15 protein-coding genes are annotated in these 23,199 nt (G+C 74.7%); 3 read left to right on the forward strand and 12 right to left on the reverse strand.

Annotated elements, in window-relative coordinates; translation table 11 throughout:
• The 8 genes from ACGF5C_RS22515 to ACGF5C_RS22550 form a co-directional block, all read right to left on the reverse strand.
• Positions 1–4,651, reverse strand: a 4,651-nt coding sequence (locus ACGF5C_RS22515) for an amino acid adenylation domain-containing protein (RefSeq protein WP_393304478.1), incomplete at its 3' end; no start/stop codon positions are given.
• Complete coding sequence (locus tag ACGF5C_RS22520; RefSeq protein ID WP_393304480.1) at positions 4,648–9,648, reverse strand: amino acid adenylation domain-containing protein; 5,001 nt, start codon at positions 9,646–9,648, stop codon at positions 4,648–4,650. The genes ACGF5C_RS22515 and ACGF5C_RS22520, both read right to left, overlap by 4 nt.
• A gap of 50 nt (positions 9,649–9,698) precedes the next feature.
• Entirely contained in the window at positions 9,699–9,905 is a 207-nt protein-coding gene (locus ACGF5C_RS22525) for an MbtH family NRPS accessory protein (protein ID WP_357694956.1), read from the reverse strand.
• Positions 9,906–9,922: 17 nt separating this feature from the next.
• A complete protein-coding gene (sbnB, locus tag ACGF5C_RS22530) occupies positions 9,923–10,936 on the reverse strand; it encodes a 2,3-diaminopropionate biosynthesis protein SbnB (protein WP_393304482.1) in 1,014 nt (337 codons plus the stop codon).
• A complete protein-coding gene (gene sbnA / locus ACGF5C_RS22535; protein ID WP_393304679.1) occupies positions 10,930–11,898 on the reverse strand; it encodes a 2,3-diaminopropionate biosynthesis protein SbnA in 969 nt (322 codons plus the stop codon). Before sbnA ends, sbnB begins: the two co-directional genes overlap by 7 nt.
• A 302-nt stretch (positions 11,899–12,200) precedes the next feature.
• Entirely contained in the window at positions 12,201–13,556 is a 1,356-nt protein-coding gene (locus tag ACGF5C_RS22540) for a condensation domain-containing protein (RefSeq protein ID WP_393304484.1), read from the reverse strand.
• The gene (locus tag ACGF5C_RS22545; RefSeq protein WP_393304486.1) at positions 13,553–13,807 is read right to left on the reverse strand and encodes an acyl carrier protein; all 255 of its coding nucleotides are present in this window, start codon (positions 13,805–13,807) and stop codon (positions 13,553–13,555) included. The genes ACGF5C_RS22540 and ACGF5C_RS22545 overlap by 4 nt, the downstream gene beginning before the upstream one ends.
• 41 nt (positions 13,808–13,848) lie before the next feature.
• The gene (locus tag ACGF5C_RS22550) at positions 13,849–14,796 is read right to left on the reverse strand and encodes a beta-ketoacyl-ACP synthase III (protein ID WP_393304488.1); all 948 of its coding nucleotides are present in this window, start codon (positions 14,794–14,796) and stop codon (positions 13,849–13,851) included.
• Positions 14,797–14,985: 189 nt separating this feature from the next.
• Between ACGF5C_RS22550 and ACGF5C_RS22555 the strand changes: the two genes are divergently transcribed.
• A complete protein-coding gene (locus ACGF5C_RS22555; RefSeq protein ID WP_393304490.1) occupies positions 14,986–15,873 on the forward strand; it encodes an SDR family NAD(P)-dependent oxidoreductase in 888 nt (295 codons plus the stop codon).
• On the opposite strand, the gene fabG is transcribed toward ACGF5C_RS22555, so the two are convergent.
• The 4 genes from fabG to ACGF5C_RS22575 form a co-directional block, all read right to left on the reverse strand.
• Entirely contained in the window at positions 15,845–16,591 is a 747-nt protein-coding gene (fabG, locus tag ACGF5C_RS22560) for a 3-oxoacyl-[acyl-carrier-protein] reductase (RefSeq protein WP_357694968.1), read from the reverse strand. The genes ACGF5C_RS22555 and fabG overlap by 29 nt on opposite strands.
• The gene (locus ACGF5C_RS22565; RefSeq protein ID WP_393304492.1) at positions 16,588–17,052 is read right to left on the reverse strand and encodes a 3-hydroxyacyl-ACP dehydratase FabZ family protein; all 465 of its coding nucleotides are present in this window, start codon (positions 17,050–17,052) and stop codon (positions 16,588–16,590) included. The genes fabG and ACGF5C_RS22565 overlap by 4 nt, the downstream gene beginning before the upstream one ends.
• A complete protein-coding gene (locus ACGF5C_RS22570; RefSeq protein WP_393304494.1) occupies positions 17,052–17,420 on the reverse strand; it encodes a hypothetical protein in 369 nt (122 codons plus the stop codon). Before ACGF5C_RS22570 ends, ACGF5C_RS22565 begins: the two co-directional genes overlap by 1 nt.
• Before the next feature lie 98 nt (positions 17,421–17,518).
• The gene (locus ACGF5C_RS22575) at positions 17,519–19,363 is read right to left on the reverse strand and encodes a BTAD domain-containing putative transcriptional regulator (protein WP_393304496.1); all 1,845 of its coding nucleotides are present in this window, start codon (positions 19,361–19,363) and stop codon (positions 17,519–17,521) included.
• A 312-nt stretch (positions 19,364–19,675) separates the two neighbouring features.
• On the opposite strand from ACGF5C_RS22575, the gene ACGF5C_RS22580 reads away from it, so the two are divergent.
• Both ACGF5C_RS22580 and ACGF5C_RS22585 read left to right on the forward strand, forming a co-directional pair.
• Complete coding sequence (locus ACGF5C_RS22580) at positions 19,676–22,843, forward strand: type 2 lanthipeptide synthetase LanM family protein (protein WP_393304498.1); 3,168 nt, start codon at positions 19,676–19,678, stop codon at positions 22,841–22,843.
• A gap of 15 nt (positions 22,844–22,858) precedes the next feature.
• On the forward strand, positions 22,859–23,095 hold the full coding sequence (locus ACGF5C_RS22585; RefSeq protein WP_393304500.1) for a hypothetical protein: 237 nt from the start codon (positions 22,859–22,861) through the stop codon (positions 23,093–23,095).
• Positions 23,096–23,199 lie beyond the last annotated feature (104 nt).

Here is a 23,199-nt window from a genome sequence, read left to right on the forward strand (position 1 = left end):
CGTCGGCCAGCACCACCGGCACCTCATCCGCCGACAGACACACCACCCGCGCATCCCCGTCCGGATCCGCCACCATCGCCTCCAACACCGCCCGGAACATGCCGCCGAGGCGGCGCAGGGCGTCCTGGCCGACGTGCCGGCGGCTGGCCTGGAGGGTGAGGAAGCCGAGCCGGCTGAACACGCCGAGCGGGAACTCGGTGGGGCTGTCGTCGATCGACTCGGCGTAGTCGATGTCGGCGGCGTCGATCTGGTGGAAGTCGTGGTAGCTGAACCGCACGTCGAGCATGCGGGCGTCCTCGCCGATCTCCCGTTGCAGGGTCGACAGCGGGTAGCGCCGGTGGGGCCACAGCTCCAGTTCGGCCTCGAAGGTGCGCCGGATCAGCTCCGCCCAGGTGGCGGCCGATCCGTCGTAGCCGACCGGCACGGTGTTGAGGTGCATGCCGTACACCCGGTCCGCGCCGGCCACCTCGGGCCGGATGTTGCAGACCAGGCCGGTGTAGAACCGCCCGGCGGCGCTGAGCTGGCTCATCACCTTCAGGTGTGCGGCCAGCATCACCGACTTGAACGGCACGCCGAGGCGCCGGGCCAGGCCGCGCAGCGCGGGTTCGAGGTCCTGCACCGGCACCCAGCGCTCGTGCTTGGCCCCCTCCGGCGCGTCCGGGTCGCCCCAGCCGGTGGGCAGCTCGTGCCGGGTCCGGCCGGCCAGCGCGCGGCGCCAGAACTCGCGGTCCGCGTCGCCGGTCACCGACCGCCGCTCGGCGGCGACCGCGTCGGCGAAGCGCACCGAGGGGGTCGGTCGCGGCGGCACCGGCTCACCGGCGCGGATCCGGCGGTAGTCGCGGACCAGCTCCATGATCAGCGAGTGGTAGCTCCACCCGTCCAGGATCGGGTGGCACTCGGTGAGGGTCAGCCACCAGCTGCCGTCCGGGCAGGTCCGGGCGTGCAGCCGCAGCAGCGACGGTTGGTCCAGGTCGAACAGTCGGGTCCGCTCGACGGCGATGAGGTCGTGCAGTTCCCGTTCCAGCTCGGCCCGGTCGGTGGCGAGGCTGCGGTCGTGGGTGACGGCCAGCTCGGCGGTGGCGTGCACCAGCTGCATCGGCACGGAGTAGCTGGTCAGGTCGAACGAGGTCCGCAGCACCTCGTGCCGCCGCACCAGCAGCGCCGCGGCGGCGCGCAGCGCGTCCAGGGAGAACTCCCCCTCGTCACGCACCCGGTAGCTGGTCACGTTGTGGTAGTGGTTCTGCTCGGTGTCGGCCAGCAGCTCGACGAGCATGCCGAGCTGTCCCTGGGTGCACGGGTAGGCGTCCACCACGCCGGCGGGCAGCGCGGCGCGGTCGGCGTCGCCGACCAGCGCGAACGGCGTGACCGCCGGCTCCGGCTCGGCGGCGGGCCGCGCGGTGAGCAGTTCCGCCAACTCGGCGACGGTACGCCGCTCGAAGATGTCCCGGACCTCCACGTCGAAGTGCGCGTCGCGCAGCGCGCCGGCCAGCGCCACGGCGCGGATGGAGTCGCCGCCGAGGTCGAAGAAGCCGTCCTGCACGCCGACCCGGTCCAGCCCGAGCGTGGTGGTCCAGATGTCGGCGAGCTGCTGCTCCACGGTGGTGCGCGGGGCCACGTACGGCCGCTCGACGGCGGCCACCGACCGGTCCGGGGCGGGCAGCGCGGCCCGGTCGAGCTTGCCGTTGTTGGTCAGCGGGATCCGGGTCAGCGGCACGAACGCCGCTGGGATCATGTACTCGGGCAGCGTCCGGCCCAGCGCCGCGCGCAGCTGCGACGGGCGCAGCAGCATCGGGTCGTCGCCGGCCACCAGGTACGCCGTCAACCGCCGATCGCCCGGATTGTCCTCCCGCAGCACCACCACCGCGTCCCGGACGCCGGGCAGGGCGGTCAGCGCGGCCTCGATCTCGCCCAGCTCGACCCGGTAGCCGCGGATCTTGACCTGGTGGTCGATGCGGCCGATGAACTCCAGTCGCCCGTCGGCGCGCCGCCGGGCCAGGTCGCCGCTGCGGTACAGCCGCGACCCGGGCGGCCCCCACGGGTCCGGCACGAACCGCTGCGCGGTCAGCTCGGGGCGGCCGAGGTAGCCCCGGGCCACCCCCGGGCCGCCCACGTGGATCTCGCCGGGCACGCCGACCGGCACCGGCCGGCCGTCGGCGTCGAGCAGGTGGACCGTCAGGTCCGACAGCGGCGCGCCGATCGGGTTGGCCGAGCCGCCGACCTCGTCGGCGGTGACCCGGTGGTACGTGGTGTGCACGGTGGTCTCGGTGATCCCGTACATGTTGATCAGACGCGGCGCGTCCAGGCCGCGGCGGGCCACCCAGGGCGTCAGCTCGGCGAACTCCAGCTTCTCGCCGCCGAAGGTGACCACCCGCAGGGCGAGCCGGTCCACCCGGGGGTCGCCGTCGGCGGCCAGGCGGACCAGGGCGCGGAACGCCGAGGGCGTCTGGCTGAGCACCGTGACCCGATGCGCGATCAGCTGGTCGAGCAGCTCCTGCGGCGAGCGGATCACCGCGCGGGGCACCACCAGTAGCCGGCCGCCGTGCAGCAGGCAGCCCCAGATCTCCCAGACCGAGACGTCGAAGGCGTACGAGTGCAGCAGCGCCCACACGTCGTGCGGACCGAACCGGTAGTCGTCGGCGGTGACGGTGAGCAGGCGCAGCACCTGCCGGTGGGCCACCGCGACCCCCTTGGGGCGGCCGGTGGAGCCCGAGGTGTAGATGACGTAGCAGAGGTTGTCCACGTCCGCGGCCACGGCAGGGTCGGTGGCCGGCTGGGCGGCCAGCTCGGCGGCGAAGCCGGGGTCGTCCAGCAGCACCACGGTCCCGTCGAAGCCGGCGAACCGGTCCCGCTGGGCAGTGCTGGTCAGCACGATCTCCGCGCCCGCGTCGGCGATCATGAAATCGAGCCGGTCGGCCGGCGAGGCCGGGTCGAGCGGCAGGTACGCCGCGCCGGACTTGAGCACGCCGAGCAGGGCCGGCACCAGGTCGGGCCCGTGGTCCAGGTGGACCCCGACCAGCCGCTCCGGGCCGGCGCCGTGGGCGCGCAGCCAGTGGGCGAGCCGGTTGGCGGCGGCGTTCAGCTCGGCGTAGCTGAGGGTGGTGTCGGCGACGGTGAGCGCCGCCGCGTCCGGGTGGGCCGCCGCGGCCGCCTCGAACCGGCCGTGCACGGTGCCGGTGACGGGGTCGTTCGTGGCCGGGCCCCGGGTCACCAGCGCCAGCTCGGCGTCGCCGAGGATGGCCAGTTCGGAGAGACGGGCCAGCGGGTCGGTCGCCACATGGTCGAGCAGCCGGACCAGGTGGTCGGCGGCCCGCTCGACGGTGGCGCGGTCGAACAGGGCGGTGGCGTACTCGAAGCGGCCGCGCAGCCGGCCGTCGGCGCCCTCCAGCACGTGCAGGGTGAGGTCCACCTTGGACGAGCGCAGCGGCAGCTCGACCGGCTCCACGGCCAGGTCGCCGGGCCAGCGGGTCGCCGGCGGCTCGGACTGGAGGGTGAAGGCGACCTGGTAGAGCGGGGTGCGGGAGAGGTCCCGCTCGGGTTCCAGCTCGTCAACCAGGAGCGCGAACGGGGCGTCGGCGTGGTCGAAGGCGTCCAGCACGGTGGCCCGGTTCAGCTCCAGCAGGCCGGCGAACGACAGGTCGCCGCTCCACCGGCCGCGCAGGACCAGGTTGTCGATGCCGTAGCCGACCAGGTTGCGCAGCTCCGAGCGGGTCCGCGCGGACGACACCGTGCCCACGGCCAGGTCGGTCCGGCCGGTGTAGCGCGACAGCAGCGCCTGGAAGGCGCTGAGCAGGGTGACGAAGACGGTGGTGCCGGTGTCGCGGGCGAGGTCGCGCAGCGCGGCGGAGAGATCGGCGGTCAGCGCGAACGGCACCGAGGAGCCGCGCCAGTCCCGGTTCTTCGGCCGGGTCCGGTCGGCCGGCAGCTCCACCGGGGTCAGCCCGGCGAGCTGGTCCCGCCAGTAGTCGATCGACCGGGCCACCCGCTCGTCGCGCAGCCGGCCGCGTTGCCAGGCGGCGAAGTCGGCGAACTGCACGGCGGGCTCCGGCAGCCGGGGCTCGGCGCCGACCTGGAAGGCGGCGTACAGCTCGGCCAGTTCGCCGGTGAGCACCGCCAGGGAGGGGGCGTCGCAGGCGATGTGGTGCAGCACCAGGGCGAGGACGTGCTCGTCGGTGTCCAGCCGGACCAGCACGGCCCGGACCGGCCAGTCCCGCGCCAGGTCGAAGCCGGTGGCGGCGGTCTCGGCCAGCAGCGCGGCGGCGGCGGCCTCGCGGTCGGCGGCGGGCCGGTCGGTCAGGTCCACCACCGGCAGGTCGCGCGGGGCGGGCGGGTCGATCACCTGCACCGGCTGTGTGCCGGCGAGGGCGTAGCGGGTGCGCAGGATCTCGTGCCGGGCGACCAGGGCGTCGAGGGCGCGGCCCAGCGCGGCCCCGTCGAGCCGGCCGCGCAGCCGCAGCGCCGAGGAGACCAGGAACTCCCCGCTGGCGGGGTCCATCCGGTTGAGGAACCACATCTGCTGCTGGCCGTGGGACAGCGGGAGGTCCCCCGACCGGTCGGCGGTCGGGATCCGGTCCCGGCGACCCGTACGACGGCCGGCCAGCCGGCGCTGGACGAGTTCTTCACGCAGGTTCGGCTCGTTGGCGGTGCTGGTCATGCCGGGTACTCCTCGGATCGCGACAGGTCGTGGGTCAGGTCGGCGTCGTCCAGCGCGTCGACCTCGGCCCGGATAAGGTCTTCGATGGCGATCGCCTGGGCGTGCACCGTGGGGTGCTCGAACACCAGGCGGATCGGCAGGTCGAGATCGAACTCCTCCTGGAGGGCGGCGATCAGCCGGGCGGCGAGCACCGAGTGCCCGCCGAGGAGGAAGAAGTTGTGGGTGGCGCCGATCCGCGCGTCCAGCAGCTCCGCCCAGATCGCGGCGATCCGCTTCTCGGCCACGGTCTGCGGGGCGACGAATTCGGTGGCGTCGGCGGTGCCGTCGGCGAGCGCCGCGTCGAGCCGGCCGCGCAGGGCGTCCCGGTCGACCTTGCCGTTGGCGTTGAGCGGGATCCGCTCCAGCGGCACGAACAGGCTGGGCACCATGAAGTCGGGCAGTTGCCGGGCGCAGTGCGCGGGCAGGTCGGTGGCCTCGCCGCAGTAGAAGGCGACCAGCCGGTCCTGGTGGGCGAGGACCACGCAGTCGCGTACTCCCGGGTGCTGGGCGACGACGGCGCTGACCTCGCCGGGCTCGATCCGGTAGCCGCGTACCTTGACCTGGTCGTCCACCCGGCCGACGAAGGCCATCGTGCCGTCGGGCAGCCAGCGGCCCAGGTCGCCGCTGCGGTAGAGCCGGGAGCCCGGCGGGCCGAACGGGTCCGGGACGAAGCGGTCGGCGGTGAGCTCCGGCCGGCCGGCGTAGCCGGTGGCCAGGCACGCCCCGCCGATGTACAGCTCGCCGACCGCGCCGACCGGCAGCAGTCGCATCGCGTCGTCCAGGATCCGCACCACGGTGTTCGCCATCGGCCTGCCGATCGGCACGATCTCGCTGGTCTGCGGCTCCACGACCGGGTACGCCGACATGATCACGGTGGTCTCGGTGGGGCCGTACGTGTTGATCAGGCCGGCCGGGCCGAGCAGGTCCCGCCACCGGTTCGCCACCGCCCGGCGCAGCACCCCGCCGGCCACCCAGAGCTGGCCGGCCAGCCGCTGCGCCTGCGCGGCGTCGACCTGCGTGGCGAGCAGTTCCAGGTGCGGAGGCGTCATGATGAACCGGTCGTACGGCCCGGCGGCCAGCAGCAGCGCGCCGAGCCCGGTGAGGTCGAACTCCGGCGGGAGCAGCGTCACCGGCTGCCCGGCCACCAGCGGCCCCCAGAGGTTGGAGATCGACAGGTCGAAGGCGATCGTGGAGAACAGCGGCGCCCCGCCCCCGGCCGGGCGGCCGCCCCGGTCGCCGAGCGCCTCGGTCTCCGTGGCGCAGGCCAGGAAGTTCGTCACCGCGGCGTGGGAGAGCAGCACGCCCTTGGGCCGGCCGGTCGACCCGGAGGTGAACAGCACGTACGCCGGCTGCGCCGGGTCGAGGTCGCGGGGCGGCGCGGTGGTCGGTTCGGCGCTGACCATCAGCCGGTGGGTGTCCACCTGGAGGCTGGGCACCACGAACCGGTCGGCGTACCGCGAGGTGGTGACGGCGAGGCCGGCGCCGGCCGTGTCGAGCATGTAGCCGATCCGCTCCGCCGGGTACGAGGGGTCGAGCGGGACGCAGGCGGCGCCCGCCTTCCAGCATCCGAGGATCGCGGCGACCAGGTCCGGTCCCCGGTCCAGCAGCACGGCGACGGCCGCGCCCGGCGCGACGCCCGTGCGGTGCAGGTGGTTGGCGAACTGGTTGGCCCGGCCGTCCAGGTCGGCGTAGCTGGTGCTCGCCCCGGCGTGCCGCAGCGCCACGGCCTGCGGGTTCGCCGTGCGGCGTGCCTCGAACAGGTCGGCCACGGTGGTGGCCGGGCGGGGCACGGTCGGCCCGTTCCACCCGTGCAGCAGCCGGTGCCGCTCCTCGGCCGAGAACGGGTCGAGCTCGTCGAGGCGGGCGTCCGGGCGGTCGGCGGCGGCACGCAGCAGCCGGACGAAGTGGTCGGCCAGGCGCCGCGCGGTGGACTCGTCGAACAGGGCGGTGGCGTACTCCACGGCTCCGGCGAGCGAGCCGTCCGGTTGCGGCCAGAGGTGCACGGTCAGGTCGGTCTTGGCCACGGTGGACGCCTGCCGCAGCGCGTCGACCGCGTACGGGTCGTCGGCCACCCGGCCGGTGATCCCACCCTCCTGGTAGTTCAGCATCGCCTGGTAGAGCGGGGTGCGGGCGAGGTCCCGCTCGCCGACCAGCTCGTCCACCACGCGGTCGAAGGGCAGGTCCTGGTGGGCCAGGGCGGCGGCGGCCCGGGCGCGTACCTCCCGGACCGCCTGCGCGAAGGTGGACGCCGGGTCCAGCGGGCAGCGCAGCACCACCGGGTTGAGGAAGATGCCGGCGGTCTGGGCGACCTCGGGCGGCCGGTGCCCGGAGGTGGGCGTGCCGACCGGTACGTCCCACTGCCCGGTGTAGCGGGCGAGCAGGGTGGCGAAGCCGGTCAGCAGGGTGGCGAACGGGGTGGCCGCGCAGCGCCGGCCCAGCTCGGTCAGGGCGCCGGCGACGTCCGCCGGTACGGTGAAGCCGAGCATCGCGCCCTGCGCGTCCCGCTCGGTCGGGCGTGGCCGGTCCAGCGGCAGCGTCAGCTCGGGCAGCCCGGCCAGCGCCTCCCGCCAGTACGCCAGCTCCCGCCCGACGACCTCTTCGGTGAGCTGCCGGTGTTGCCAGACCGCGTAGTCGGCGTACTGCACAGGCAGCTCCGGCAGGTCCGCCGGGCGTCCCTCGGCGGCGGCGCGGCACAGTTCGCGCAGGTCCCGTTCGAGGACGAGGGCGGTGCCGGCGTCGGAGGCGATGTGGTGCACGGCCAGCACCAGCAGGTGGTCCTGGCCGGCGGCGGTGGCCAGCCCGGCCCGCCACAGCGGTCCGGTGCCCAGGTCGAAGCCCCGGCCGAGCTGCGCGGCGACCAGCTCGGGGAGCCCTCCGTGGCTGACGTCGCGCACCTGGAGGGCGGCCTCCCCCGGCGGCACGACCTGCTGCCGGGCCACGCCGTCGACGACCAGGTAGCGGGTGCGCAGCGGTTCGTGCCGCGCCTCGAGCGCGCGCAGGGCCGCCCGGACGTGGTCGGGGTGGACGGTGGCGGGCAGCCGCACGTGGAGGGGGACGACCCACTCCTTGCTGCCCGGGTCGAGCTGGTCGAGCATCCAGAGCCGGTGCTGGGCGGCCGAGAGCGGCAGGGGCCGGTCGCGTCCCACCGGGAGCACGGGTGCGGCGGCGGGCCTGGCCGTCTCCACCAGCCGAGCCTGCGTGGCCACGGTGGTGGCGGCGAGCAGGTCGCGCAGCGCCACCGTGCCGCCGGCGGCCTCGCTGAGCCGGCTCTCCAGCCGCAGCGTCACCAGCGAGGAGCCGCCGAGCTGGTAGAAGTCGTCGTCGAGGCCCACCTCGTCGACGCCGAGCAGCTCGCTCCAGACGGCGGCGACGGTGCGTTCGGCGGCGGTGCGCGGCGGGCGTACCGCCGGCCGGTCGAGGGGGTCGATCGCTGGCAGCGCGGATCGGTCGATCTTGCCGCTGGCGGTGAGCGGGAACTCCGCCACGGGCTGGAACACGGCGGGCACCAGCGCCTCGGGCAGCCGGCCGAGGCAGTGGGCCCGCAGCTCCGCCGGGGTGAGCGGCCGCCGGCCGGCGACGTACGCGGCGAGCTGCCGGCGGCCGGCCGGGTCGGTGTGCACCACCACCACCGCCGCCCGGACGTCCGGGTGGGCGGCGAGCACCGCCTCCACCTCGGCCGGTTCGATCCGGACGCCGTTGACCTTGAGCTGGTGGTCGACCCGCCCGACGAACTCCAGGGTCCGGTCGCCGCGCCAGCGGACCTGGTCGCCGGTGCGGTAGAGGCGGGCGCCCGGCGGCCCGTACTCGTCCGGCACGAACCGGTCGGCGGTCAGGTCCGGCCGGTTGAGGTAGCCCCGGCCGAGGTTGGCCCCGCCGACGTAGAGTTCGCCGACCACGCCCACCGGCACGGGCCGCCGGTCGGCGTCGAGCACCTGGACGCGGACGTTGGGCAGTGGGCGCCCGATCGGCACCGGCCCGGTCGGCTGCCCCGGGTCGACCGGGTGGGCGGTCACGTCGATGGCGCACTCGGTGGGGCCGTAGGTGTTCCACACCCGCACCTCGGGGGTGACGGCCATCCGCCGGCACAGTTCGGCGTGCAACGGTTCGCCGGCCGAGAAGACCAGCCGCAGGCTGGTGCACTCGGCCCAGCCGGGCTGGTCGACCAGCAGCCCGAACACCGACGGCACGCCCTGCAGGACGGTGATCCGGTGCCGGGCGACGGCGGCGACGAGGGCGGCCGGGTCGCGGTGCGCCCCGTCCGGGGCCAGCACCACGGTGCCGCCACTGGCCAGCGGGGCGAAGAACTCCCAGCCCGCCGCGTCGAAGCTGACCGAGGTCTTCTGCAGCACCCGGTCGGCGGGGCCGAGGCCGTGTTCCCGGATCGTCCAGGTCACCCGGTTGCCGATGCCGCCGTGGGTGATCAGCACCCCCTTGGGGCGGCCGGTGGACCCGGAGGTGTAGATGGCGTACGCGACGGCATCCGGGTCGGGTGCCGGTACCGGCGCGGTGGCGGGGGCGGCCGCGATCCGGGCCCGGTCGGTGTCCACGCAGACCACCCGGCCGGGCGCCGCCTCGTCGCGCAGGGCGGCCCGGGTGAGCAGCACGTCGGCGCCGCTGTCGGCGAGGATCCACCGCCGCCGCTCGGCCGGGTGGGTCGGGTCCAGCGGCAGGTACGCGGCGCCGGCGCGCCACACCCCCAGCAGCGCGACCACCAGGTCGACGCCGCGGTCCAGGTTGACCGCGACCAGCGACTCCGGCCCCACGCCCAGCCCGGCCAGGTACCGCCCGAGCTGGTTGGCCCGCCGGTCCAGCCCGGCGTAGTCCAGCCACTCGGTGTCGCCGCGTACCGCGGTCGCGGCGGGTGTCAGCGCGGCCTGCCGGGCGATCAGCTCGGACAGGGTGCCGGCCCCCAGGGCGGCGGCTGCGGCTGCTGGCGCCGCGGGCGGAACGATGCTCATGGTGCTCCTCCTCCGGGGGACCGGGCGCGGGCGTCGGGTCGGGCCGTGGGTCAGGCCGTGGCCTGGGACTCCATGCGCTGGCGCAGGCTCAGCGGCCGCATGTCGGTCCAGATCTCGCCGATCCGGGCCAGGCACTCGTCGCGGCTGCCCTCGGTGCCCTCGGCCCGCCAGCCGGCGGGCAGTTCCCGGTCGGTCCACCAGACCGAGTACTGCTCCTCGTCGTTGAGCACCACCCGGTAGCTGCGGTCGTCGGTCATTGCCACTCCTTCGCGGATCAGGTGGACGCCACGGTGGCGTCCGCCACGGGTAGGAAGTCGTCGACGCGTACGCCCAGGCCTCGCCGGTGGGCGGTGGCGCGGACGTGTTCGGCCAGGACGAGGTCCAACACCCCCAGGCCGAACGGTGACACCACCACCGGCACGTCGTCGTCGGGCAGCCGCACCCGGCCGCCGGCGAGCTGGCCGATGGTGGCGGAGACGAAGTCCCGGCCGCCGGCGAGCTGCTCGGCCAGGTGCAGCGAGGTGCGCTCGCGGCAGACGTGGTCGGGGTCGTCGACCACGTTGCGCACCGCCAGCACCGCCTCGGGGCGCAGGTCGCGCAGGGACAGGTGCAGCAGCACCGCGCCGGGCCGGCAGGCGTCCAGGTCGAGGTGGGGCTCGGTGGCGGTGGTGGCGATCGAGACCATCCGGTGCGCGGCCATCGCCTCCTCGGCGGTCGCGGCCGGCGTCACCGGCACGCCGGGCAGCAGGGCGCGGGCGGCCTCGGCGAAGGCGGCGGCCCGGTGCGGGTCGGTGTCGAACAGCGTCAGCGCCGGTGGCGGTGCGGCGGTGCCGGCCACGAACCGCAGCACCTGCTGGTTGATCAGGCCGCAGCCGATCAGCGCCAGGCCGTCCGGGCGGCGGCGCGCGGTGAGCAGGCCGGCCGCGAGCGCCGCGCTGGCCGCGGTGCGGCGGGCCGAGATGACCGAGCCTTCGACCAGGGCCACCGGGTGCCCGGTGCGCATCGAGTTCAGCACGATGGCGGCGCTGGCCCGCTCCAGGCCGTGCGCCAGGTTGCCGGGGAAGGAGGAGATCCACTTGATCCCGGCGGCGGGCGGTTCGGTGCCGAGGTAGGCCGGCAGGCCGATGATCCGGTCCCGGGGCTGCTCGGGGAACCGCAGGAAGACCGAGTGCGGCAGGCTGCTGCGGCCCTGGTCGTGCAGCAGGTAGGCGTCCCGGACCAGGTCCACGACGCGGGCGTCGTCGCCGTCGAGGATGTCCCGGACCACGGCCTGGCCGATGATCAGCATGACTCGTCCTTCCACAGGTGGGTGATCTCGCCGAAGTGCCGGACGACCCATTGATCCGAATAGATCGTGTCGAGGTAGCGGTCGCCGTTGTCGGGCAGGATCAGCACGGACGTGGCGCCCGCGGGGATCTGCGCGATGCGCCGGCGCAGCGCGGCGACGGTGGCGCCGGACGAGCCGCCCGCGAGGATGGCCTCCCGGTTGAGCAGCAGCCGGCAGCCGACCACGCAGTCCAGGTCGGAGACGTGCACGATCTCGTCCGGTGCCGCGTCGGCGGCCAGCGGCGGCACGATCGAGGCGCCGTGCCCAGGGATCAGTCGGGATTCGGGCTCGCCGCCGAAGATGGCGCTGCCCACCGCGTCCACCGCCACCACCCGGGTGGACAGCCCGTGGTCGTGCAGGTAGCCGGCGCAGCCGACCAGCGTCCCGCAGGTGCCGGTGGAGCAGAACAGGTAGTCGACCCGCCCGTCGAGCGCGGCCACGATCTCGGCCATGGTCCGCCGCTGGGCGGCGGCGTTGAGCGGGTTGGCGTACTGGTCGGGGCGGTAGGCGTACGGGATCCGCTCGCACAGCTCACGGACCCGGCGGCGGCGGACCGGCAGGTACTCGCCGGTCACCGGGTCGGGGTGCTCGACCATCTCGATCTCCGCCCGGTACGCGGTCAGGATCGCCAGGTTCTGCCGGGTGGTCTTCGGGTCGACCACGCAGATGAACCGGATGCCGTAGTACGCGCAGACCTGGGCCAGGCCGATGGCCAGGTTGCCCGAGCTGGACTCGACGACCACCGACCGGCCGGGCACCAGTTCCCCGGAGCTGATCTTGTCGCGCAGCATGTTGAGCGCCGTGCGGTCCTTGATGCTGCCGCCGGGGTTGAAGCGTTCGAGCTTCACGAAGACCCGGGAGGGAAACTCCGGAAACAACCGGACCAGCTGCACCAGCGGCGTGTTCCCGACCGTCGAGAGGATGCCCTCGCGCACCGTTCCTCCCTCCACAATGGACTGCCAACGCCGAGAAGTTCTCAGTCACTGCTATATCGCTGCTATACCGGCGTCATGCCCGGCCGGCACGGCACTCCCGGCCGGGCCTGCCGACTGTCCGGGGCCGGGCGCGCCGGCCGTTCCCCGGCCGGGGCTCACCGGTCGGCCGCAGGCGGCGGGCCGACCGGGATCCGGCCCGGCGACGGGGGGTGCACCGGGCCGGATCCGGCCCTGCGCGGCGGGTCGCCGACCGGTCGTACCGGGCCGGCGGGGGGTGCCCACCGCGCTGGTTACTGTGTGCCGAGCGCCAGCAGGTCGGCCAGCTCCGCCTCGTCGACCATGGCCGCCCGGGACACCACCGTCTCCGGTGCCGTGCAGGCCACCCGCAGCATCTGGAGGAAGTGCCCGGCCAGCCGCTGCACGGTCGCCTCGTCGAACAGGTCGGTGTCGTACCCGAACTCCGCCTGGAGGCTGCCGTCCTGGTACTGGGTGAGGGTCACCGAGAGGTCGAACTGGCCCTCGTCGTACGGGATGTCCAGCAGCCGGATGCGGTGCCCGGCGAAGTGGTGCCGCTCGACGGTGAAGTCGTCGTCGTGTTGGTGCACCAGCAGCGTGACGGTCACCCGCACGGCCGGTTCCCGGTTACGCCGGCCCGACTGGACCAGCGGGAACGGGTAGCCGGCGTGCGCCACGCCGTCGGCCAGCTGCCGGCTCGCGGCGGTGATCGCCTCGGCGAACGTGGTGCCGGAATGGAACGATGCGCGCAGCGCGATCGTGTTGACCAGCAACCCGACCACCCCCCGCAGCGCCCGGCCCCGGCGTAGCGAGGCCGGACACCCGACGGTGAACTCCCCGAGCCCGGTGTAGCGGTACATGGTGGCCTCGAACGCGGCAAGCACCACGCTGTACGGCGTCACCCTGGCCGCCGCCGCGGTCTCCCGCAGCCGGCCGGCGAGGTCGTCCGGGAACGTCCGGCTGAACGCGCCGCCGCGGAAGGAGCGCACCGGCGGGCGGGGCCGGTCGGTCGGCAGGGTCGCCGCCGTGGCCCCGTCGCAGACGCTGTCCCAGTAGGCGCGCAGCCGTTCGCCGCGCTCGCCGGCCAGCGCCGCCCGCTCCCGGGCCAGGAAGTCGTCGTAGCTGCCCGTGACGGGTGACAGCTCCACCGGCCGCCCGGCCTGCAGTGCCCCGTACGCCTCGGCGAGCTCCTGCCAGACGATCCGCTGCGAGTGGAAGTCGGTGGCGATGTGGTGGATGACCACCACCAGCACGCAGTCGGTTCGCCGCAGCAGCAGCGCCGCCCGCAGCGGACCGTCCTGCTCCAGCCGCAGCGGCCGGTCGCCGAACTCCTGGCAGCGGCGCAGCAGGGCATCGTCGTCCAGGTCGGGCACGTCGTGCACCTCGACCTCGCAGCGGAGGTCGGGGTCCACGACCCGCACCGGTCCCTGGTCCGTCTGCACGAACCGGGACCGGAGCAGGTCGTGCCGCGGCTGCACCGCCGCCATCGCCCGGCGCACCAGGTCGGGGTCGAGTGCCGGTGCGACGTACAGGCCGTGCACCACGTTGCTGGCCGGGCTGTCCGGGGACAGCCGGTAGACCAGCCACAGTGCCCGCTGCCCGACCGACAGCTCCCGGACGTCCTCGGTCACACCGAGGACCTGGCGGCGAGGACGAAGGCGGTGAGGTCCTGGACCATGGTGAAGCTGCCGACCTCCTCGTCGGGGACCTCGATGTCGAAGTGGGCTTCCGCGGCGGCGAGCAGGTCGACGAGCTTGAGGCTGTCCAGGCCGAGGTCGACGAACGCGTCGTCGGGGTTGATCTCGCGGTCGACGTCCTCGGTCATCAGCTTGCGGGTGAGCTGCACGACGTCGAGGGACACCTGGTCGACGGTCATCGTCATGGTCGTGGTCCTTTCGGGGTTGGTGGTCAGGTTCGAGGTGGTCAGGGCATCCGGATGATCTGGCCGGCGTAGGCGAGTCCCGCCCCGAAGCCGAGCAGCATCACGCGGTCGCCGGGCGTGGTCCGGCCGCTCTCGTGCAGCCGGCTCAGCGCGAGCGGCACCGACGCGGCCGAGGTGTTGCCGGTGTCGACGATGTCCTTGGCGACCTTCTCGTCCGGGATCTGGAGGATCTCGGCGAGCTGGTCGACGATGCGCAGGTTCGCCTGGTGCGGCACGAACCAGTCGATGTCCGACAGCTCGATGCCGGAAAGGGCGCACACCTTGCGGGCGACCCGCGGCACGTTCTTGGTGGACCAGCGGTAGACCAGCGGGCCGTCCATCTTGGCGAACTCCCGGCCGTTGGCGTCCCACTTCGTGCCGAGGATGTCCGCCCGTCGGCCGTCGCTGCCCCACACCGTGGGGCCGATGCCGTCGGTCTCCGCGGCGGAGACCACCGCCGCGCCCGCGCCGTCGCTGAAGATGACGTACGTGGCCGGGTCCTCCCGGTCGATGAACCGGCTGAGCTGCTCGGCACCGACGACCAGCACGTTGCGGGCGCTGCCCACCCGGATCTCGTTCGCCGCGATCCCGATCGAGTAGGCGAAGCCGGCGCAGGCGGCGTTCAGGTCGAACGCGCCGGTGGCGGTGATGCCGATGCGGCTGGCCACCTCCGGCGCCCCGCCCGGGATGCGGTCCTTCTTCGTCGCCGAGGCGAGGATGACCAGGTCCACGTCGGCCGGGTCGACGTTCGCCATGGCCAGCGCCTTCCCGCCGGCCTCGGCGGCCATCATCGTCACGGTCTCCTCCGGCCCGGACCGGTAGCGCGACCGGATGCCGGTGCGTTCCTCGATCCACGCCGGCGTCACGCCGGTCTCCTCGGCGATCTCCTCGTTGGTGATCAACCTGCTCGGCCGGTACGCCCCGAGCCCGGTGATTGCCGCGCCAGTCATCCGCGCCATCGCTCCCTCCGCACAATGCCGGTCGGCGTCCTGGTGGCACCGTCCGGAGGGAGTGTTCGACGGCGCTCTCATAACTTCTCTACATCGCGCCCGGTATGGAAAAGAGATAGCCCGGCCCGAGACCGTGCGGGCCGAAGTGTGTCGCCGCAGGCGGGCACGCCGACTCGCGAGGGAGCGCGCATGAAGGATTTCCGAGGCAAGGTCGCGGTCATCACCGGAGCCGGTTCGGGCATCGGTCGGGCACTGGCGGTCGAGCTGGCCGCCCAGGGCGCCAGGCTGGCGCTGTCCGACGCGGTGGAGGACGGCCTGGAGGAGACGGCGGCCAGGTGCGCCGAGCGGGGCGCCGAGGTACGCACCTACCGGCTGGACGTGGCCGACCGGGCGGCGGTGCAGGCCCACGCCAAGGCGGTCCGCGCCGACTTCGGCGGCGCCGACCTGGTGGTCAACAACGCCGGGGTGACCCTGCTGGCCTCGATCACCGAGGCCAGGTGGGACGACATGCGGTGGGTGCTGGACGTCGACTTCTGGGGCGTGGTGCACGGCACCCGGGCGTTCCTGCCGCTGCTCGTCGCCTCCCGCGGCCACCTGGTGAACGTCTCCAGCATGTACGGGCTGACCGCGGCGCCGGCACAGACCGCGTACAACGCGGCCAAGTTCGCCGTGCGCGGGTTCACCGAGGCGGTGCTCCAGGAGATGCGGGTGGGCGAGGTGCCGGTGGCGGTCAGCTGCGTCTACCCGGGCAAGGTGCGTACCGACATCTTCAGCAACGCGCGGACCGGCCGGGGACTGGGCTACGGCGGAATCCAGGAGCGGTTCGCCCGGGAGGCGACGACGTCGGCCGAGCAGGCCGCCCGGATCATCCTGCGCGGAATCCGGCGCAACCGGGTGAAGATCATCGTCGGGGCGGACGCCCGCCGGGTCGACCTGTTCTCCCGGCTGCTCGGCACGGTCTACCCGCGCCTCACCGCACGCCGGGCCCACGCACAGGCGCGCCGGGTCCGCCTGGAGGCCATGCGGACCCGGCTCGCCGCGCAGCGGGTCAGAAGGTCAGACCACCGTCAACCGTGACGACCTGGCCGGTCAGGTAGGAGGCCCGCTCCGACAGCAGGAACGTCACCACCGGGGCGATCTCCTCCACCTGGCCGAGCCGGCCGAGCGCGGCCCGCTTCTGGATGCCCTCGGTCAGCCCGGTGGGCAGGTTGCTGAGCATGTCGGTCTCGATGAACCCGGGCGCCACGGTGTTGACCCTGATCCCGTACGGCCCGACCTCCTTGGCCAGCGCCTTCGTAAAGCCGATGATGCCGGCCTTGGACGCCGAGTAGTTGGTCTGGCCGGGGCTGCCGGTGATGCCGGCCACCGAGGAGACCGTGACGATCGAGCCGCTGCGGCGCCGCATCATCCGCCGGATCGCCGCCCGGCACACGTGGTAGACGCCACCGAGGTTGACGTCGATCACCGACCGCCAGTCGTCGTCGGCCATCATCGCCACCGGCCGGTCGCGGATGATCCCGGCGACGGTCACCACCGCGTCCACCTCGCCCAGCTCCCGTTCCACACCGGAGACGAAGTCGCGTACCTGCTGCGGGTCGGCGACGTCCACCTGGCGGGCCAGCACCCGGGCGCCGGCCTCGCCGACCTCCGCGACCACCTTCTCGGCTGCCTGCTGGCTGCTCTGGTAGCAGAAGGCCACGTCGTACCCGTCCGCGGCGAGCTGCCGGACCACGGCCCGGCCGATCCCCCGGGACCCGCCGCTGACCAGGGCGACCGGTCGTCGGATTTCACTCATGTCGACTCCTTGACGTCGGATGCCCCGTCCACGGCGGCGGGGCGGAGCGAGGCCGCCGGGCGCACCGCGCCGACCAGGCGACCGACCTGCATGACCACCTCGGACCCGACCACGCTCTCGCCCCGGACGAAGCCCGTGTCGGCGATCAGCCGGATCAGGTCCACCCGGTGCTCGACCGTCTCGCCCGGCAGCACCGGCCGGCCGAAACGGATCCCCTCGAAGGCGCCCGCGACCGGCACCCCGTCGGCCAGCACGTCGGGCATCGGCCGGTCGTGCCGGATCAGCAGCAGCGCGGCCTGCCCCCACGACTCCAGCAGCAGCACGGCGGGCAGCGGCCGGGTACCGGTGACGGTGAGGCTGCCCACCAGCCGGCGCCGGGGCACCAGCTCGCTGACCCGGTCGACCAGGAGCATCGGCGGGCGGTGCGGGATGAGCCGCCGGATGTCGTCGCTGTCCAGCATCAGTCGTCTCCGTCCTGGTAGCGCAGCACCACCTCGGCGGCCGGGACACCGGACACGGTGACCGTGCCACGGCGCAGCCCGCCGTCGTACCGGACGGCGACGACCAGCTCGTCGTCCAGGTCGACGGTGTGGAGGAACCGGCAGGACACCAGCTCGGCGAGGACCGCTGCCGGCGTCGCCGCGAGCACCGTGCGGTGCACGTACTCGACGATGTGGACGCCCGGCAGCAGGGGGAATCCGGGGTAGTGCCCGGCGAAGACCGGGTCGTCCCGGTCGGGCCGGACCCGGGCGACGATCTCGTCGGCGGTGGCGTGGGTCAGGTCGATCCGCGCGGTGGTCGCGCACTCGGGCGGGATCAGGATGGTCACCTGCTGACCGTGCCGGTGCCGGCTATATCTTCTCCATACCGCCGACTGGTGCGCGTCGCCGTGCCGGCCATCAGGCGCGCGGAGCCGGTGCCGAGGGCTCAGGCGGGCACGCGGACGCGCGGCCCCGCCGACGCCGGTGGACCGCCGGCCATCATCCGGCGGTCCACCGGGTCGGCCTTCTCCCGGGCGAAGACCCGCACCAGGTCGTGGAAGCGGTGCCGCTGCCGCCGCCCGCCGTCCGAGCCGGCGATCTCCAGCAGCCGGGCGTCGACCAGGTTCTCGGCCACCTCCTCCCCGACCCAGCGCGGCACGCCGAGCACCCGGGCGGCGATCCAGATCGGGAAGTCGGCCGTCTCCAGCAGCGCCAGCCGGCGCAGCGCGACCTGGCTCTCGGCCGCGAGCTCCCGGTAGCTGCCCTCGATGCGGGCCCGGACGTCCAGCGTCCCCAGCCGCAGCTCGTCCAGGCGGAACCGTTCGTCGGCCAGCCGCTGCGCGAGGTACCGCAGGGACCAGTGCGGCCGGGCGATGAGCCGGGCCGCGGCCACCCGGATGCCGATCGAGAGCCGCCCGCACAACTGCACTATCCGGTGGGCGGCCGCGGGTTCGGCGGCCACCCGTTGCGGGCCGACGATCGTGGCGAACAGGTCCAGCGCCTGCGCCGGGTCGAGGATGCCCACCTCGACGCGGGTGACGCCGGGCAGCTCGGAGAGGCGCCCGCGGCAGGTCAGGATCACCCGGCACGACGGGTCGCCGGGCAGCAGTGGGCGGACCTGCGCATAGTCGGCGGCGTTGTCGAGGACCACCAGCATCCGGCGGCCGGCCAGCTGGCTGCGGTAGAGGCGTTCGCGTTCGTCGAGCCGCCTCGGGATCGCCTGCTCGGTGTTGCCCAGGCTGCGCAGGAACCAGCCCAGCACGTCGCTCGGGTCGGTGGCGTTGCCCCGGGTGCCGCCCAGGTCGGCGTAGAGCTGCCCGTCCGGGAAATCGCCCCGGCACAGGTGCGCGGCCCGCAGCGCCAGCGCCGTCTTGCCGACGCCGGCCATCCCGGTCAGCAGGGCCCGCGGAGGCGCGGCCGACGACGGCTCGGCCAGCAGCCCGGTCAGTTCCCGCAGCTCCTGGCCCCGGCCGCAGAAGTCCTGCGCGCCGGGTGGCAGCATCGCCGGACGTACGTCCCGCCAGCCCGGCTCGGCCCGCGGTGCCACCTCGGCGGCGGGCGGAGCGGACCCGGCGAGCACCGCCCGGTACGCCTCGACCAGCGCGGGGCCCGGGTCGACCCCCAGCTCGTCGGCGAGCACCCGACGGCCCTCGTGGTAGACGGCCAGCGCGTCGGCCTGGCGGTCGCACCGCAACAGAGCGGTCATCAGCTGGCTGCGCAACCGCTCGTGCAGCGGCTGACCGGCGACCAGGTCGGTCAGCTCCAGCACCAGCTCGGCCTGCCGGCCCAGCATCAGGTCGGCCTCGATCCGGTGCTCCAGGGCCGCCGTCCGCAGCTCGCTCATCCGATGCGCCTCGGCCTCGACCAGGTGGTCGGTGACGTTGGCGAGCGTCGTACCGCGCCACAACGCCAGCGCCTCGTGCAGCCACTGCGCGGCCTCCTCGTGCCGGCCGCCGCGCAGCGCGTCCCGGCCCAGCCCGGCCAGCCGCTCGAACTCTTCGATGTCGAGCCGGCTGCCACCGATCCGGATGACGTACCCGGACCACTGCCGGACGATCTCCACCCCGTCGCCGAGGTACCTGCGCAGGCGGGAGACGTAGTTGTAGAGCTGGGCGGCGAAGGTCGCCGGCGGGTGCTCGCCCCAGAGCAGCTGGCAGAGCTGGGCGTCGGACACCGTCCGCCCCCTGGCGAGCAACAGCGCGGCCAGGACGGTGCGCTGCTTGGCGCCGTCCAGCGGGACCTCGCTGCCGCCGCGCCAGGCGCTCACCGGCCCCAGTACGCGAAACTCCACGGTCGCTCCGATCGGGTCGGGCCGATTGACAGGTCGGAGACTCAACCAACATCGCGCGCCGACGCATCTGTGCGGTACACCCAAATTCCGCCGCCCGGCCCGCCGCCGGCCGCCCGCCGCGTCGCCGCGCCACCGACACCCGGCACCGCCGCACCCGTCTCCGGCCGGGCACGGCGGCGATCGGCCTCTCAGAGCCGGTTACGCGGGCCGCGCCGGGGGTGCCCCGTCCCGGCCGGCGACCAGCCGGGACGGCGAGAATTTGGGTGGATCCCACGCATGAGTTCGCCGCCGACCCTTGGCACCCTCTATCCGGTGAACACCACGACGGCCGACGGCCCGCACAGCCTCGCCCCGACCGAGCCGGACCTGCTCGGTCCGGGCTGGTGGGCGCGCGGCCTGGCCCTGCACGAGCGGGTGGCCGCGGGCTGCGGCACCGACCCGGTCGGCGGCGCCCGGCTCGACCACGCCCGGCAGCGGCTGGACCGGTGGCGGGCCGAGCACGGTCCCGCGCTGGACGTCCGGCTGGGCGAACTGGCCGTCGACGAGAACCGGCTGCTCGCGCTCCTGGCCGAGGATGACGCGCAGATCGCCGCGCGGCTCGACCCGCCGTCCTGGGTGGCGCCGGTCGAGTCCGCGGTACGCGCCGCCGCGCCGCTCCCCCCGTCGACGCCGGTCCCGACGGACTGGCGGGCGGCGTTCGCCCTGCCGTTGCGCCCGCTGGTCGACCACGCGACGGCCCGCTTCCGCCGGGACGCCGGCCGGGTGGTGACCGACGCCCAGGTCGACCTGCCCGCGCTGGCCTCCGCGCTGGGCGCCACCCTGGACCGGCAACTGGGCGGCCTGGCCGCCCGCACCCTCGTCGCCGAGCTGCACCGCCAGCGGGCCGCCGGTCGGCTGACCGGCACCGACGGCCACGCCCGGTTCGCCGACTTCGTCCGCCGGCTGAGCGCCCCGGCCGGGCTGGCCGCGCTGTTCGCCGACCATCCGGTCCTGGCGCGGCTGCTCGGGCAGGCCGCCACCCAGGCCGCCGATGCCATGCTGGAGCTGGTGACCCGGTACGCCGCCGACCGGGCCTGTCTGGTGGACGCCCTGCTCGACGGCGCCGACCCCGGTCCGCTGGTGGCGGTCGAGGACAAGCAGGGCGACGCGCACGGCGGCGGGCGGACCACGACCATCGTCCGGTTCGCCGACGGCAGGCGGCTGGTCTACAAGCCCCGCGACCTGAGCCCGGACGTCCGGCTGCGGGCCTTCGTGGACTGGCTGAACCGGGTGGTGCCCACCGTCGGTCTCCGCGGGGTGGCCTGCCTGGCCCGCGCCGAGCACGGCTGGACCGAGTTCGTGGCCGCGGCCCCGCTCACCGACCCGGACGGCGCGCACCGGTTCTACCGGCGGCAGGGCGCGCTGCTGGCGCTCGCCCACGCGCTGAACACCACCGACCTGCACTACGAGAACCTGATCGCCAGTGCGGAGGATCCCGTGCTGGTCGACGCCGAGACCCTGTTCCGTCCGCTCTGGGGGCCGCCGGTCGACAGCGGAGACCCGGCGGCCGACCTGCTCGTCGCCTCGGTGCACCGGACCGCGCTGCTGCCGCTGATCGTCGTCGGCGAACAGGGCATCATGGACCTCTCCGGCTCCGGCGGTGACCCGGGACGGCCGAGTCCGGCCAGCCGGGTCGACTGGGCGGACCCGGGCACCGACCGGATGCGCCTGGTCCGCCGCGCGGTCGCCTTCGACGGTGCGCTGAACCAGCCCCGGCTCGGCGACCGGGTGGTCGCCCCGGAGGGCCACGAGGCGGCCATGCTGGAGGGCTTCCGGCTCGGCTACGACGCGATCGAGGCGCACCGTGAGGAGTTCGGCGGGCTGGTCGAGGCGTCGTCGGCGATGACGGTGCGGCTCGTCGTCCGCCCCACCTGGACCTACCGGATGCTGCTCGACGAGGCCACCCACCCGGACCTGCTCCGCGACGGCCTGGAGCGGGACCGGTTCCTCGGGCTGCTCCACGGCCGGACCCAGGCCCCCGGCGACCCGGTGTTCGCGCGCCACGACATCGTCGCGCTGTGGCGCGGCGACGTCCCCTACTTCCATGCCCGGGCCGACAGCCATCACCTGCTGGCCGACGGCGAGCCGACCGCGGTGCCGCTGCGCCGCAGCGGCGTCGAGGCGGCGCTGGACCGGATCGCCGGGCTCGGCGAGGCCGACCGGCAGGACCAGGAGTGGGTCATCGCGGCCAGCCTGGCCACCCGCCGGCCGGTGGCCGGGCACCGGGACGGCGCCCCGATGCCGGGGCCGCTGCACGGCACGGCGGCCCCGCCCGAACGGCTGGTCGCGGCGGCGTGCGCGATCGCCGACCAGCTCGTGGCCCGGGGCGTACCCGGCCGGGAGCGGGTGAACTGGCTCGGCCTGGAACTGGTCGACGACCGGCAGTGGCTGCTGCTGCCGATGGGAGCCGGGCTGGCCAACGGGTACCTCGGGGTCGCGCTCTTCCTCGGCCAGCTCGCCCGGATCAGCGGCGTGGCCCGCTACGGCGAGGTGGCCCGCCGGGCGGTCGCCGCGGCGCCCCGGCTGCTCGACCTGCTCTCGGGCCGGCCGGAGCTGATCACGGCGGTCGGCTGCGGCGGCCTGCACGGTCTCGGCGGGCTGGCCTACGGGCTGGCCCGGCTGGCCGTCCTGCTCGACGACCCGGAGATCGGCCGATGGGCGGGCACGGCGGTCGAGCTGGCCGAGGTGGCCGTCGCGGGCCCGGCCGGCGACGACTGGGCGACCGGCCGGGCCGGCTGCCTGGCCGCGATGTCCTCGATCCACGCCGAGCTGGGCCTCGACCGGGCGGCGGCGCTGGCCGAGGTCTGCGCCGAGCGGCTGGCCGATGCGGTGGGCGGGTCCGCCGGCCCGCCGGGCTTCGCCGACGGCTCGGCCGGGATCGCGTACGCCCTGCGCCGGTTCGCCGGCACGAGCGGCGGATCCGCCCGGCACGCGGACGCCGGCCGCCGGGCACTGCGGCAGGCCGAGGGCGCCCCGACCAGTTCGGCAGGGTGGTGCGGCGGCACCGCCGGCCTGGCGCTCGCACTCGCCGGATCCGAGCGGTCGCCCGGCGGGGACGACACCGCGGACCCGGAGGGACCGGCCCGCCTCGTCCGGCAGCTCGCCGACCGGCCCCCCGCCCAGGACCTGAGCCTGTGCCACGGCGAGTCGGGAATCGCCGAGGCCCTGACCGTCCTGGCCGCCGGGCCTGCCGGGCCGGCGGCGACCGCCGCGCTGCGCCGGCGGGCCACGTTGATCCTGGACACGTTGCAGTGGCACACCCGTTACTGCGGTACGCCCGGTGGGGTGCTCACCCCCGGCCTGCTGACCGGGCTCGCCGGCATCGGGTACGGCCTGCTGCGCTTCGGCCTGGCCGAGCGGGTGCCGTCCGTGCTGCTCCTGGAACCGACCCCACGGCCGACCGGAACCGGCTGGCCGTCGTCCACCAACCCTTTCATCTGAGGAGAGAAGAACATCATGTCCGAGAAGCTCGCCGCCGACGTTTTCGCCACCGACGACACCGCCGACGCGCGCCCGGTCGGGGCGCCGCGGACCAGCCCGGTGGTGGCCTTCGGGCTGCGTACGGCGGCCCTGGCCGGCCTGGCCATCCCGGTGGGTCTGCTGGTGGGGCGCCTGGTCGCCGGAGACGTCGGAGAGGGCGTCGACCTGAACGCCGCCCCGCTCACCACCTGCTGCCCCACCTTCCGCATGTGACGGGACGGGGGGGGCGGGAACGGTACGGTCAGCGCGGCGGTCCGTCCGGTCGGCCGAGACAGTCCACCGTGGTCGGTGGGCTCTTCGGCCGAGCCTGGTTAACG

It is taken from the genome of Micromonospora sp. NPDC047620 (assembly GCF_043205005.1).
GTDB lineage: Bacteria > Actinomycetota > Actinomycetes > Mycobacteriales > Micromonosporaceae > Micromonospora.